The organism is Pontibacillus sp. HMF3514 (assembly GCF_009858175.1).
Lineage (GTDB): Bacteria > Bacillota > Bacilli > Bacillales > BH030062 > Pontibacillus.
This window is the reverse complement of sequence record NZ_CP047393.1, coordinates 1,615,230-1,629,286: the sequence shown is the minus strand read 5'-3', so window position 1 is coordinate 1,629,286 and position 14,057 is coordinate 1,615,230. Positions and strand designations below refer to the sequence as shown.

The window sequence follows — 14,057 nt, the reverse complement described above, 5'->3', positions numbered from 1 at the left end:
AATAGAAAACCACAGCATAGGCTGTGGTTTTTTCTATTTAATTAAGAGTGTTCCGTTGTGATTTGCCATCTTACTCCGTATGGATCTTCAACTCTCCCAAACATAGCGCCCCAGAACATTTTGTCAAAAGGCATGATCACTTGGCCACCTTCTGCTAGTCCATTTTATGCTTGTCTTGCTTCATCTTCTGAAGAAAACTCAAGAACTAAATTCAAATTTGTGCCGGCTTTCGTCTCACCTTTAACATCATCTGCCATGAAGAAGTGTTGTCCAGCAGCTTGTAAAACTAGATGCATGACACGATCCTTTATTTCCTCTGGCATGTCCGGTGCTTCTGAAAAAGTTTTCACATCTACAATTTCACCGTTTAAAGCTTTCTCGTAGAATTCCGCTTGTTTTCTCGCGTCTTTTGAAAATAGATATGGATATAGTTTCCCCATATGTATCCCCTCCTTGTGTTTTATTATATACATTTATGCAACAAAGAACAAACGTTCGTTTTCGGTTTATTTTCTATGTCATTATGAGAGATCTTTATTTCATTATAGCCCCCTTATCTGGAAGACTTGGAATCGAGATAATTTGCGTATGGTTCCGTTGCTTTTGTGCAGATCGGCGGGCTGTGGAACGGGTTGCTTTCCCCGGAAGACCGATCGAGCTTCCTCGTCACTACGTTCCTGCGGGATCTCGCTCGCCCTTTCTACCGGAGGAGTCAACCCGTTCCACAGCCCGTCTTAGCCGAATGGAGATTAACGGAACCGCCTTAGTTTTGGGGTGAGGTGTTCTGATTCCAGGTGGTATAACCCTATCATGACAAGGATCTGAACAACTTCTCTGAATATGATTTCCAACCAACATGAGGTGGGATAGCCAAATTATGGTCCGTTAGTCTCCATAATCGCGTGGAGGGAAGGAAACGGCAAACTGTCGTGGTAGCAAAGGCAAGACGAGACCCCGCAGGAACGAGGAGGCTCGGCTTGTCTTCCACAACAGGCTTGCCGTTTCACTGACCGTAACAAATTACCCAACAGCAACGGACTCCTCTCAGTTTCAAGTCTTCAACAATCCTGCCATATAACTGAATAACTTCTTTATCCAATTGACCTAATACAATAAGTAAAAAAATAGTCAAATAAAAAGCAGTTCAATTGAAGAGTACATCTTTTCATGTACTCCAACATTGAACTGCTTTTCTTGCTAGTGATGGTTCTTATTCAAATTCGATTAACAAGTCACCCACATGTATGGCTTCATTGTTTTTCACATAAATATCTTTCACTTTACCATCAAAAGGAGCTTGAACAGTGGTTTCCATCTTCATGGCTTCTGTAATCATGAGGTGGTCACCCTTCTTCACTTTTTCTCCTTTTTCAGCAATTACTTTAACCACTGTACCTGGCATTGTTGCACCAATGTGTTTTTCATTGTTCTTATCAACTTTTGGACGCTCTTCAACAGACGCTTTAATGCTTTCGTCCTTCACAATGACTTCACGTGGTTGGCCGTTTAGCTCAAAGTACACCACACGATTACCATCGGGTTGAGCTTCGCCAATTGATACAAGTTTTACGATAAGGGTTTTACCTTGCTCAATCTCCACTTCAATTTCTTCACCTAAGCGCATGCCATAGAAGAAGGTAAGCGTATCAAGAACAGACATATCACCATACTGCTCGTAGAACTGATGATAGTCCATAAAGACTTTTGGATATAATGCGTAGGTGATCATATCAAAGCTTGTGACTTGGCGATCAAGTTTATGGAATAGCGTTTCTTTAAGATCATTAAAGTCTACAGGGTCTAGTAGCTCTCCTGGTCGTTCTGTAATTGGCTTTTTCCCTTTTAAGACAATGCGTTGAAGCTCTTGAGGGAAGCCTTGGTATGGTTGACCGAGGTAACCTTCAAAGAATTCGATAACAGAGTCAGGGAAATCAATCGTTTCACCTTTTTCATACACATCATCTTCAGTAAGGTCATTCTGAACCATGAATAGAGCCATATCTCCAACTACTTTGGAGGATGGTGTTACTTTCACTACATCACCAAACATATCGTTTACACGGCGATACATTTTTTTCACTTCATCCCAACGGCTTTCTAGGCCGACAGCTTTAGCTTGTTGTTGTAAGTTACTATATTGTCCACCAGGCATTTCGTGTTCGTACACTTCAGAATTAGGCGCCATCATGCCGCTTTCAAAATCCTGATAATATTGACGAACATCATGCCAATAGAGTCCAAGGTCTTCATAAGCTCGTACATCTATATTTGGCTTACGCTCATTGCCTTCTAACGCATAATACAAGCTTGTAGCACTTGGTTGGGATGTAAGCCCTGACATTGTACTAGCTGCTACGTCAACGGCATCTACCCCTGCTTCAATGGCTCTTGCATAAGTGAAGATTCCGTTACCACTTGTATCATGAGTATGAAGGTGGATTGGTATATCAACTGATTCTTTTAGTGTTGATATTAATTGATAAGCCGCCTCTGGCTTCATTACACCAGCCATATCTTTAATTCCTAAGACATGTGAACCTGCATTTTCAAGTTCCTTTGCAAGGTTTTTATAATAATTAAGATCATATTTCGGACGAGATGGATCTAAGATGTCTCCTGTATAACACATCGTCGCTTCTGCTATTTTTCCGCTTTGGCGAACAGAATCAATCGTCAGGGTCATCCCCTTAACCCAGTTTAAACTGTCAAAAATACGGAATACATCAATGCCTGCGTTGGCACTCTTTTCAACAAACTCTTTAATCAGATTGTCCGGGTAGTTTTTATAACCTACTGCATTGCTAGCACGTAGTAGCATTTGGAATAATACGTTAGGCATCTTTTCACGTAAATGAAGAAGGCGTTGCCATGGATCTTCCTTTAAGAATCGGTACGATACATCAAACGTAGCTCCGCCCCACATCTCTACTGAGAACAGGTCAGGAAGCATGCGAGCAGTTGGTTCAGCAATGTTCTCTAAATCCTTTGTACGAAAGCGTGTTGCCAATAAAGACTGGTGTGCATCACGGAATGTTGTATCCGTGTAAAGCACTTCTTTTTGCTCTTTCATCCACTTGGCTACCGCATCTGGACCCTGCTCATCAAGCAACTGTTTTGTCCCTCGAGGAATTTCTTCAGAGTACTTTACTTCAGGGAATCTAGGCTTATTCAGTGCTGGTTTCTTCTTATTCTCTACACCCTGGAACCCATTAATCGTTGTGGAACCTATGTAGGATAACATTTTTGTTCCCCGGTCTTTACGCTTAGGAAATACAAATAATTCAGGAGTTTGATCAATAAATGTTGTATCATAACTTCCCGTTAAGAAACTTGAATGTAGAATTACATTTTCTAAGAAAGGAATGTTCGTTTTAATACCTCGGATACGGAATTCCTTTAAGTTACGGACCATTTTGTTCGCTGCTTGCTCAAAGCTTAAAGCCCATGTGCTAACTTTAACGAGTAAGGAATCGTAGTAAGGAGATATAACCGCTCCCTGATACCCATTTCCTGCATCTAAGCGTACACCAAATCCACCACCTGTACGATAAGCCATAATCTTACCAGTGTCTGGCATAAAGTTATTCAGCGGATCTTCAGTTGTCACACGTGATTGAATAGCATAACCATGTGTACGAATATCAGCTTGCTGAGGAATACCTACTGGTTGTTCAAAAAGGTTGTGACCTTGGGCAATTAAAATTTGAGTCTGAACAATATCAATACCTGTAATAAGCTCTGTAATCGTATGCTCAACCTGAACACGTGGATTTACTTCAATAAAGAAGAACTCATCGCCTGAGACTAGAAATTCCACTGTACCAGCATTTAAGTATTTCACGTTATTCATGAGCTGAACAGCTGCATCACAGATATCTTCACGTACCTTCTCATCAAGTGAAACGCTCGGTGCCACTTCCACTACTTTTTGGTGACGTCTTTGTACAGAACAATCACGTTCGTAAAGGTGGACAATGTTTCCATCCTCATCCCCTAAGATTTGAACTTCAATATGTTTTGGGTTCTCTACAAGTTTCTCTACATATACATCATCGTTACCAAAAGCTGCTTTTGCTTCTGATTTCGCACGATCATATCCTTCTTTTAATGAAGCTTCACTACGGACGATACGCATACCACGACCACCGCCTCCAAGTGCAGCTTTAATCATTAGTGGATAGCCGTGTTTCTCCCCAAATGCTTGTACCTCTTCAAAATCAGATACAGGTCCATCTGTACCAGGGATTACTGGTATGCCAGCATCAACAGCTTGATATCTCGCTTTAACCTTATCACCAAACATATTTAAGTGTTCACTTGTTGGTCCGATGAACGTTATTCCTTCTTCTTCACATCGACGGGCAAAGTGAATATTCTCTGATAAGAACCCATAACCAGGGTGGATGGCATCTACACCAACACTTTTGGCTGTTTCAATAATACCCTCAATATCTAAATAGGCATCAATTGGCTTTTTTCCTTCTCCAATTAAGTATGCCTCATCCGCTTTATAGCGATGATATGAACCAGAGTCCTCTCTTGAATAAACGGCAACTGTACGTATATCTAATTCTGTACAAGCACGGAATACACGTATTGCAATTTCACCGCGATTTGCTACTAATACTTTGTTAATCTTTTTTATCTCACCCATTGTCGTCTTCCTCCTTTAAAACTCTGTTGACTAGTTCTCTGCGTTGTTGGTTGCTGTGTAGGTTGCGTAGTCGTATAACTTGTGTTGTCTTGCGCTTTTACTTGTTTAGCTATATTGTTTAAAATCCCTACTGATGCAAATAGAACTAATAGAGATGAACCCCCATAACTTACAAAAGGTAATGGTACACCCGTGACTGGCAAGATACCGCTAATGGCACCCATATTAATAAATGCTTGAATACCAATCATCGATGATATCCCAATTGCCAAGAGACTGCCGAAAGCATCATGACACTTCCTAGCAATAAACAGCCCCCGTAAAACAATAATTGAGAGAGAGCCGATTACAAAAAGAACACCGAAGAGCCCTAGCTCCTCTGCCACAATGGCCATAATAAAGTCAGTATGTGGTTCAAGTAAGTACCCTAGTTTTTGCACACTATTTCCTAAACCTTCCCCACTCAAACCGCCTGTCCCAATTGCAATAAAGGATTGAATAAGGTGATATCCTTCATCCTCAGGTAATTGGAATGGCTGATAAGCCCCCGTAAAACGTTCAGAACGTTCTTCCGTTTTCATGCCAGGCACCATAATGATCGTGATGAGCGCTGTTAAAACACTCAAGAGAAAGATATGTTTAAATCGGATTCCTGAACTAAGTATAACCACACTTGCAATCATAAACACGATTGCTGCTGTTCCAATATCAGGCTGCATACCTATGAGCCCGAGCACTCCAATGGTAACAGCTAGTGGTGGTAATACAGCTTTTGCAAAGTCCCCTATATAATTTTGCTTTTTTGCAAAGACAGAGGATAAATACATGATTAATCCAAGTTTAGCCACCTCAGACGGCTGATAACTAAACACTCCTAAGTCAAACCAGGATTTTGCGTTACCAACGTTTTTACCAAAAACTAAAACCCCTATTAAAGAGAAAAATACAAACATTACGATAAGCTTCATCCATTTTTGGTATTTTTGATAAGGAACAGCCATCGTAAAAAGGAATACTAGTGAGCCTAAAAACACCCATTTTAATTGTTGAAATAAGTAATGGTCACTTGCATATCCCCATTTCACTACAGCATAGACCATGGAAGCACTATAAATCATCACAACGCCAAATGCAGTTAAAATCAGTGGTGTAAACATCAATGTAAAGTCATAGTCTTTCCAAATTTTCTTCATTATGTCCATCCTTATGTAGAATCCTTCTACCAAAATGGTAGTGTGATTCAAATAGTTTATATACTTTTTACTAGATTAAAGCACCAAATTCCTTCAATTTTCATAAAAAAATCTCATTGATCACCTTTCTCCCCCAACTTTAGGTGGAGAGTGATCAATAGTAAAAAAACTCAAATTATCACCATATGGTGTAATTTGAGTTTTAACTTCATGACTTTTGTGAAGCTTCGTGGAGTGCATTCATTTCTTGCTCTAAATTTTCGAGAAGCGCTTTCCCGTCCTCTTCACGAATAAGACCTAGACGAACAGCAAAGTCAATTTCTCGGGATAGTCCGAACATTTGTGTATCTAAAACCTCTTCATATAGAGGGCATTGCGGCATTGTTAAGTTATCCATCTGAACTTTAATAAGCCTTGCAATTTTATCTGCATCAGCTTTAAGAAGGTCATAAGCTTGTTGACGATGATCCACAGCTACTTCAGATGACATGGGAAATCCCCTCCGATAAAACATACTTTCTTCTTACTATATTAGCGGTTATAGCTATAAATTGCAAGAAAATATCTCACTTCTGTAGCTAGATTTTAAACACAGTACTGGTCTAAAAAATAGATAAATCCATTCGGCTAGATAAGGTTTCAAGCAATTGCATACCAACCACACTATTCCCTTTTTCATCAAGTGCAGGGCCAAATACTGCTATCCCGCCAAAACCATTTAATGCTCCTACAATGGCTCCAGAAACGCCACTCTTTGCTGGTATTCCAACTCGAATCGCAAATGATCCAGACGCATCATACATCCCGCAAGTAACCATAAATGTTTTGCATATGCGGGCCAAATGTTTAGGAATGATTTGGCGACCTGTCTCTATGTCTTTTCCTAGATTTGCAAATACAGCTCCAATTCTTGCTAGTTGTTTAATATTTACACATATAGCACATTGTTTTGTATAAGCATCAAGTAACTCTTCTACGCTACCATCAATGACATGGTGCTGTTTCATAAAAAAGCTTAGTGAGCGATTTAAATAGGAAGTTTCGAACTCTGATGAAGCCACTTCTTCATCATATCGAATTGTATTATCATTTGTCATTTCATGAATTAAGCTTAGCAAACGCCCTACCTTCTCATCAGGTGTTATCCCATGAATCATATTTGTGATGGCGAGAGCACCTGCATTAATCATAGGATTCAAAGGTTTGGAAGGGTCTTCCTCTTCAAGCTTGGCAATAGAGTTAAAAGGATCACCTGTTGGCTCCATACCTACTCTAGAAAACACATAATCTTCACCCTGGTCCATCAGTGCTAAAGCTAAAGCCAACACCTTTGAGATGCTTTGCAATGTAAAAGTGGTTTCTATATTCCCTGCTCCTATACAGTCGCCATCAAGATGAAATATGCCCACAGCAGTATTTTCGGGGTCTTGCTTAGCTAAAGCAGGTATGTAATCAGGGACACGCCCTAACGAGGTTAATGGTTCTGTCTGTTTCAGCCATTCCTGTAATTGTTCCTCAGAGACTTTTTTGTTCATTTTCTTTCCTCCTTAATGCATGTATCGTCAATATTCGATATACTGTGTGTAGATTCTTTTTACATAGTGGAAGGTGGCAAACCATGATTATTCAATTAACGGGTAATGTACAACATCCGATCACATTAGATCCAACTGTATGGATTTTTGACGATCGTAAAGTATCTTTTGAGGAAGCGTTCACATCCGCTTCTGAACAAGAAAATAATGATGAGGATGACATTCGCAAAGCTTCTCAAATTTGGGACAGAGAAGTGTATCAGCAAAAATTAAATCCTCCTATCAATAAAAGCATTTCAACATTTGAAAAGAAACAAATTTTAGATGGTACTTTTGTGATGCCCATCCATCACTTTTTAGGAAATGCTCAACTTCATGATAACGCAAGCGGTGTTACGTTGGAAACAATTAACGGCAAACACAGCATAACTGTTGACCAACTTCAGAATGCCCAATTATTATTTGCTGTTGATGGAAAACCAATACAGGAAGAAGGTCCTGTACACATTTATTTCGGAGACGGTTCTAATCAAGAACAACCAATTAAAGGTGTTAAGAAGATTATAGTGGAATGAAAAATTAAACAGAATCAGTCAGGAACATCCTTTTATTTAGATTATTAACCAAGAAAAAATCAGGCGCATTGGCCTGATTTTTTTCTTTCATATTTTAAGTCAATCCACTACTTATAAAAAATCTGCAGCTAGCTGCGCTAATGGTGAACGCTCTCCTTTTACAAGCTTTATATGTCCACTCAATTTCTGATCTTTGAACTTTTCAACTACGTGTATGAGTCCATTGTTGAATTCGTCTAGATAAGGGTGATCAATCTGATGCGGATCTCCTAAAAGGACAATTTTACTTCCTTCTCCAATACGGGTTAGAATAGTTTTCACTTCATGCTTCGTTAAATTCTGAGCTTCATCAATTAAGATTAACTGATCCGGGATGCTCCTCCCTCTTATGTACGTGAGAGCTTCAACCTGGATTGATCCTATTCCGGACAAAATATCATCTAACTCCCCTGGTTTCTTTACATCAAATAAATACTCAAGATTATCATATATTGGCTGCATCCATGGACGTAATTTTTCTTCTTTCTCACCAGGTAAGTAGCCTAAATCTTTCCCCATTGGAACAACGGGTCGTGCCACAAGTAACTTTTTGTATAACCCAAAATCTTCTATCTGCATAAGTCCTGCTGCTAATGCTAACAACGTTTTCCCTGTACCTGCTTTACCTACCATTGTGACTAAAGGAATATCTTTTCGTAATAGGAGCTCTAACGCCATTACCTGTTGTGCATTCCGAGGACGTATCCCCCAAGCTTGTTCGTTTTGAAAGCGACATTTCTGCAATAGCCCATCTTTATGTCGAACCATTCCAATAGCTGAATGAGACGGATTTGTTCTATTTTTTAAGATAATAAATTCATTTGATTTTAATGAGTCCATAAGAAGTTGTTGTAAATCCAATTCACCTGTTTGAAAAAATAAATTGATTTCATCCTCATTTACATATAACTCTTTAAAGCCGTTATAAATGGAATCTTCGTGTACAGCCCTTTCGCTTAAAAAATCTTCAGCAATTAAGCCAAGTGAATCTGCCTTAATACGCATTAGCATATCTTTTGATACTAGAATTACTTCCCTGCCCGCTTTCTTATTTGATTCTTCAAGATGCAAATTTAATGCGACTGCTAAAATCCTGTTGTCATTCGTGCGTTCCAAAAAAACTTCTTCAAGCTTAGAGAAAGACTTGTGATTCAATTCAACACGAAGGATTCCACCACTTTCTAACCTTACCCCTTCATGGAGCTTTCCTTGAACTCTAAGCTTATCCATGATCCTTGAAACTTCTCTTGCATTACGTCCGATTTCATCCATATTTCTTTTTTTCGAATCCACTTCTTCCAGAACAACTGCGGGGATTACAACTTCATGATTTTCAAACGTATAGATCGACCTCGGATCTTGTAATAATACGTTTGTATCCAGCACATAAAATTTTTTCATTAAGCCGCCTCCTGAGTCATTAGTCTACATTGTTTGGCATGGCTTCCTGATATATCTATATGCTCGAGTGTATAAAGTTAGACGAACTTCAAAATATATGAACAAATAAAAGGAGGCAAAATGATGCGACTTTTCATCCTAGCAATTGTTTTAACAGGGCTTGTGGCTTGTCAAAACCAAGAGGAAGAGGCCCTTCCAGAACAAGAAAATAAATCCCCTACTATTGAAGTGAAAGATTCTGATCCTGTTCCGAAAGATAAAAATATGCGTGGGAATAAAAGAGCAAAACACTTAGCTTCTGTGGCTCGAGAAGTTCCAGATGTAAATCGTGCCACTGCTGTTATTGCAGGACCTTATGTCGTAGTAGGTATTGATGTGGATAAAGACCTTGATCGTTCCCGGGTAGGTTCAATTAAATACTCAGTTGCGGAAGCATTAAAAAAAGACCCTTATGGGAAAAACGCTGTAGTCATTGCTGATGCAGATGGATTTGAGCGAATTAAAGCTATGGGACGAAAAATGCGCCAAGGTTATCCTATCCAGGGCATTACAGATGAACTAGCTGCTATCGTAGGACGCTACATGCCAGAAGTTCCTGTTCGAGAAAACAGACCTTCTGAAGGAGATCAAAATAAAAAGACGATTCCTGAGCAACAAGAACAAGACTTAGATCAAATGCAGAACGACCAGTCTAACAATTATAAAAATAACAGACCTTAAGTTTTATCAAGAAGTAAAAAAACGCCGTAGATCCAATTAAGGATCTAGGCGTTTTGTTTGTCTTGAATCTTCTCTGCTTCTTCTTCTTGAATTTTATTATAGTATTGAACTCCAAATTGAGAACCTTCATCAACCATCTTCGTATTTTCAGTATGATCAACTTCAGGTACACCTGCTTTTTCAACAGGAAGGTCACTATTATCATCTTTTTGCAAGCTTTCACGAATGTTGTCTGTGAATGACTTAGCCTTATCTTTCAGGTCTGTACGACGTTTTTCATCTTTAAGCAAATACGTAAGGGCACCTGCTCCGATTGCTCCTACGCCTGAATAAATCCAACGCTTTTTCATGAAATCATCCTTTCTGTCATTCTTATTTATCCATTCCCGATACTCACGAAATAAAACATATTCAAGTAAAACATATCCAAATTCATGTACCTCTTTTCCATTATAGCCCCCTTATGTGGAAGACTTGGTTTCGAGATAATGTGCAGTGGAGGTCCGTTGCCGGAAAAGAGTAAGTGGTTCATTGAAACGGCAAGCCTCCTGTTGCCCCACACGACGTGGGGTAGGTCGACGTTGCCACACGATGTGGCGGTCTTAGTCGATCTTCCTTGTTTACTTTAAGCCTCCTCGTCACTTCGTTCCTGCGGGATCTCGTCAGCCCTTTGCTACCACTGGAGTCGTTTCCTTCACCCCTTTGCGTTTATGGAGGTTAACGGACCCTAGTTATTTGAGCTCTAACCCTTACGGACATCTGTTCCTTTATTTTGAACTTTAAAGGTATTTCGAGGTTCGTTACGGACATATGGTACCTTATTTGTGACAGATTGCTCTTTATTAAGGTGATTTGCAGCAATTAGCGGAATGAATGTCCGTAAACTCTTTAGAAAAACCACTTTAAGGTGAAATAGCGGATCAAATGTCCGTAAGCATTACCTCTTCATATCGCTGCGGTTCCGTTAATCTCCATTCGGCTAAGGTGGGGTTGGGAACGGGTTGACTCCTCCGGAAAAACGGGCGAGCGAGACCCCGCAAGAAGCGTAGCGTATGAGGAGGCTCGATCGTTCGTCCGGGGAAAGCAACCCGTTCCCAACCCCACCGCATTCCACAATAGCAACGGAACCGCCTCTCTAACTAAAACAGTTATTCCACCAGATTGTTCAATAAAAATTTTCACAAAATCCTTAAAGTAAGAATTTTATGAATTTAAAACCGAATAAACATTCGAATCCTGAAGCAGCTCATGTTATAATCGTATAGCAAAGAGAGATAAAATGAGGTGAATATACATGCGCGTAAAATGTGTTATTTGTGATACAGCTCAAAATATTGACAGTAACTCTTTGCAAGCTAAACGTATGAGAAACCGTAGAATTCATACATTCATGTGTACAAGCTGCAATGAGCGAATTGCTGAAAAAACTAGAGCTCGCCATGCTACTGGCAATTTTAAAATGTATCGTCAACCAGAAAAAGAAGATCATTTATTAAGCTAAAATAGAGCAAAAAACAAGGCTGTCCTATATAGGACAGCCTTTTATTCATAGTTTTGAAATTTGTGAGGTTCGTTCTTGATGGTGTGATTCATGCAGTCAATTAACTCGAGCGGAAATCTAAATTCCCTCTTTTCGGTCGATGTATGACATGTCACGAAGTACATATCTTCAAGTTTCTTAACATCAACATCTTTTATTTGGTGATCTTTCTGAAGCATATCCCAAAAAAACGTTGCTGTATCAACCGCGGAACGATCACGTGGGCGTTCATCCGCTACAATCTGGATAGAAAGCCAATTGTAAACTGCATCCTGCATAGAACGCATCTAACAACCTCCCCCTTATGCTTCTGTGTCCTTACGCTCATTATGAAGCCTGAAGCGATAAATCCCTAAAATTAGAGATGATACCATCAATCCTTCTGCAATTGGTAAACCAAATATGGCTAATACCGTTAGCATCATACAACCTAATGCGAGGACTACATAGATTACTGCTGATTTTAATACAGGTAATTTTTTTGCGAACCCTAATTTATATGTAACGATAGCTAGAGCTAGAATAATAAAATAGAGAATTATTGCTGCTCGAATGGCTTGTCCAACATCACTTTCATCATTTAAGTTAACATTTCGAAAAAGATAACTTGTAATAGGCGAATCTGCTACGCTCATAGGTGTTCCTCCTAAACCTTCTAGAGTGCTTAATCATCTCTTTTCATGATACTAAATCTATGTATATCCTGCCACCCTATTTCTCATGTACATTTTCAAATTTGAAAATATACGATACACTAAATATAACTATTTCAATGAGGTGACATGATGAAAAAGATCGACGTACCCATGCTCTTATTAGCAATCCTTGCTGTCTTTTGCTTTATGCTCGTTGCCGTAGCCATCAGTTATAAAGCTTACATATGGTCTTTTGTTATTTTGTTATTAGGCTTTACAGTTATGGGCTTTGGCTTCACCAAAAAACGTAAACGTAGAATGTCTCAAAGTAACTAATAAAAAAATTCTACCACCTAAACCAGTGGTAGAATTTTTTTACTTCAATTTAATATAATCATCGATAATTTCGCTATGGATAGATGGATTACCGGTAATTATAGAATTTTTACCTACCATGTCTAAAGCACTTCCGTCAGCCTGGGTAGTTACGCCGCCTACTTCATTCACAAGGATTACTCCTGCTGCAATATCCCAAGGAGCAAGACGCATGGTGATATAAGCATCAATACTCCCTTCTGCGACATACGCAAATTCAAGTGCAGCTGAGCCATACGATCTTGTACCACGAACTTTTCTTACCAATGCTTGCGTCCCAGCTTCATGAACACGCCTATTTTCAATAGCCCAGAAGCTATTTAAACAAAGGATGGAGCTATCAAGTTGTACCTCTTTTAATTTGTCTAACTTTTCATCATTTTTATAAGCACCTTGATCCTTAATAGCATGATAAAGACAATCAGCCATAACATCATATATTAACCCAATAACACCCACGCCGTCCTGATAAATTCCTACGGAGATAGCAAAGTTTTGTTTTTGGTGGACAAAATTCATAGTGCCATCAATGGGATCGACAATCCATACAGTCCCATCTAGATCACTCACTTCATCTCCAAAACCCTCTTCTCCTAAAACACGGTGCTTAGGAAATGTAGTTCGAATATGTTCAGCAAAAAATCGTTCTGTTTCCTGGTCCATTTCTGTTACAAGGTCATTAGCATCCGATTTTGTTTCTATTACAAGAGGTTGATGCATTTTCGTTCGCAATCGCTCTCCTGCTTCTAGAACCCATCTTTTTGCTTGGTCATATATGTTTTGTATATTTGCATCAGTCATCTATATAGGCTCCTTCTCTTGTGGTTCATCCTTTATCGTATCAAAAACCTAAATGATCTTCATCTCTTACCCTTTCCAGTTGTTCACGTTCCATGAGTTTATCTTTTTAAAATAAAGAAATCCTACCACTAAATCGGGCAGGATTTCAAAATTATAGTACAAAGACCTTTTGATCAACTATGTTACTTTTCTTTTTAAGACACATTTAACTGTAACAATTCATTGCGAAGTTTTTCTAATCGTTCTTTTGATTGTGCTTTTTGCTCTTCATCTTCGTTTTTCATAGCTTCATGTAACATCATTAATTCATAATCTATTTCCATACGTACAACAGGTAATCTTTCCATCACTTCTCTTTCATGTAAAGCATCAATGACACGTTTCATTTTTGTCAACTCCTTTTGAGAGTATCTAGTAGTTTATATAGTGACTCAGAACATGTTCTAATCAATTGTTTGCTTACTTTTATTTATCCCATTTTGTCATATTTCAAACCTCAGTTTGGTTAATTGGGTTTTAACCTATAGATGTGATAAACTTTGAAAAGAAAAATATCGAATATTCGACAAGTGCGAAAGGAGTTTAATGA

General features: G+C 39.0%; 16 protein-coding genes and 1 pseudogene. 4 read left to right on the top strand and 13 right to left on the bottom strand.

The annotated features are described in order from the left end of the window. Positions 1-41: 41 nt before the first annotated feature. The 6 genes and pseudogenes from GS400_RS20480 to glsA form a co-directional block, all read right to left on the bottom strand. Positions 42-143: pseudogene (locus tag GS400_RS20480) on the bottom strand (VOC family protein); the annotation flags it as partial. 21 nt (positions 144-164) lie between these two features. Further along, on the bottom strand, positions 165-440 hold the full coding sequence (locus tag GS400_RS08465; RefSeq protein ID WP_236561208.1) for a VOC family protein: 276 nt from the start codon (positions 438-440) through the stop codon (positions 165-167). Positions 441-1,210: 770 nt separating this feature from the next. Continuing rightward, entirely contained in the window at positions 1,211-4,654 is a 3,444-nt protein-coding gene (gene pyc, locus GS400_RS08460; RefSeq protein WP_160100810.1) for a pyruvate carboxylase, read from the bottom strand. Next, positions 4,642-5,847 (bottom strand): FtsW/RodA/SpoVE family cell cycle protein, encoded by a 1,206-nt coding sequence (locus GS400_RS08455; protein ID WP_236561207.1) that lies wholly within the window; start codon positions 5,845-5,847, stop codon positions 4,642-4,644. Before GS400_RS08455 ends, pyc begins: the two co-directional genes overlap by 13 nt. A 208-nt stretch (positions 5,848-6,055) precedes the next feature. Continuing rightward, positions 6,056-6,337 (bottom strand): Fpa/YlaN family protein, encoded by a 282-nt coding sequence (locus GS400_RS08450; RefSeq protein WP_027448149.1) that lies wholly within the window; start codon positions 6,335-6,337, stop codon positions 6,056-6,058. Between the two features lie 112 nt (positions 6,338-6,449). Beyond that, a complete protein-coding gene (gene glsA, locus GS400_RS08445; RefSeq protein ID WP_160100808.1) occupies positions 6,450-7,382 on the bottom strand; it encodes a glutaminase A in 933 nt (310 codons plus the stop codon). Between the two features lie 83 nt (positions 7,383-7,465). Between glsA and GS400_RS08440 the strand changes: the two genes are divergently transcribed. Next, the gene (locus GS400_RS08440) at positions 7,466-7,957 is read left to right on the top strand and encodes a hypothetical protein (RefSeq protein ID WP_160100806.1); all 492 of its coding nucleotides are present in this window, start codon (positions 7,466-7,468) and stop codon (positions 7,955-7,957) included. Positions 7,958-8,068: 111 nt separating this feature from the next. On the opposite strand, the gene GS400_RS08435 is transcribed toward GS400_RS08440, so the two are convergent. Beyond that, positions 8,069-9,397, bottom strand: a complete 1,329-nt coding sequence (locus GS400_RS08435; RefSeq protein WP_160100804.1) for a PhoH family protein — start codon at positions 9,395-9,397, stop codon at positions 8,069-8,071. A 123-nt stretch (positions 9,398-9,520) separates the two neighbouring features. On the opposite strand from GS400_RS08435, the gene GS400_RS08430 reads away from it, so the two are divergent. Continuing rightward, the gene (locus GS400_RS08430; protein ID WP_160100802.1) at positions 9,521-10,117 is read left to right on the top strand and encodes a YhcN/YlaJ family sporulation lipoprotein; all 597 of its coding nucleotides are present in this window, start codon (positions 9,521-9,523) and stop codon (positions 10,115-10,117) included. Between the two features lie 44 nt (positions 10,118-10,161). Here the strand turns inward: GS400_RS08430 and GS400_RS08425 are convergent, their stop codons facing one another. Together GS400_RS08425 and GS400_RS08420 are read right to left on the bottom strand one after the other, a co-directional pair. Further along, positions 10,162-10,467 carry a hypothetical protein gene (locus tag GS400_RS08425; protein ID WP_160100800.1) on the bottom strand — a complete coding sequence of 102 codons (306 nt, stop codon included), beginning with the start codon at positions 10,465-10,467 and terminating at the stop codon, positions 10,162-10,164. Between the two features lie 392 nt (positions 10,468-10,859). Continuing rightward, positions 10,860-11,018, bottom strand: coding sequence for a hypothetical protein (locus GS400_RS08420; protein WP_160100798.1), 159 nt, complete (start codon positions 11,016-11,018; stop codon positions 10,860-10,862). Positions 11,019-11,411: 393 nt separating this feature from the next. Between GS400_RS08420 and GS400_RS08415 the strand changes: the two genes are divergently transcribed. Further along, complete coding sequence (locus GS400_RS08415; RefSeq protein ID WP_027446497.1) at positions 11,412-11,618, top strand: YlaI family protein; 207 nt, start codon at positions 11,412-11,414, stop codon at positions 11,616-11,618. A gap of 41 nt (positions 11,619-11,659) precedes the next feature. On the opposite strand, the gene GS400_RS08410 is transcribed toward GS400_RS08415, so the two are convergent. Beyond that, entirely contained in the window at positions 11,660-11,944 is a 285-nt protein-coding gene (locus tag GS400_RS08410) for a hypothetical protein (RefSeq protein ID WP_160100796.1), read from the bottom strand. Between the two features lie 15 nt (positions 11,945-11,959). After that, the gene (locus GS400_RS08405) at positions 11,960-12,292 is read right to left on the bottom strand and encodes a YlaH-like family protein (protein ID WP_160100794.1); all 333 of its coding nucleotides are present in this window, start codon (positions 12,290-12,292) and stop codon (positions 11,960-11,962) included. 150 nt (positions 12,293-12,442) lie between these two features. Here GS400_RS08405 and GS400_RS08400 point away from each other — a divergent pair, with 150 nt between their 5' ends. Beyond that, positions 12,443-12,628 (top strand): DUF5325 family protein, encoded by a 186-nt coding sequence (locus GS400_RS08400; protein WP_160100792.1) that lies wholly within the window; start codon positions 12,443-12,445, stop codon positions 12,626-12,628. A gap of 39 nt (positions 12,629-12,667) precedes the next feature. Here the strand turns inward: GS400_RS08400 and GS400_RS08395 are convergent, their stop codons facing one another. Together GS400_RS08395 and GS400_RS08390 are read right to left on the bottom strand one after the other, a co-directional pair. Continuing rightward, positions 12,668-13,468, bottom strand: a complete 801-nt coding sequence (locus GS400_RS08395) for an inositol monophosphatase family protein (protein ID WP_160100790.1) — start codon at positions 13,466-13,468, stop codon at positions 12,668-12,670. 194 nt (positions 13,469-13,662) lie between these two features. Further along, entirely contained in the window at positions 13,663-13,854 is a 192-nt protein-coding gene (locus tag GS400_RS08390; RefSeq protein ID WP_160100788.1) for a hypothetical protein, read from the bottom strand. Between the last annotated feature and the right edge of the window lie 203 nt (positions 13,855-14,057).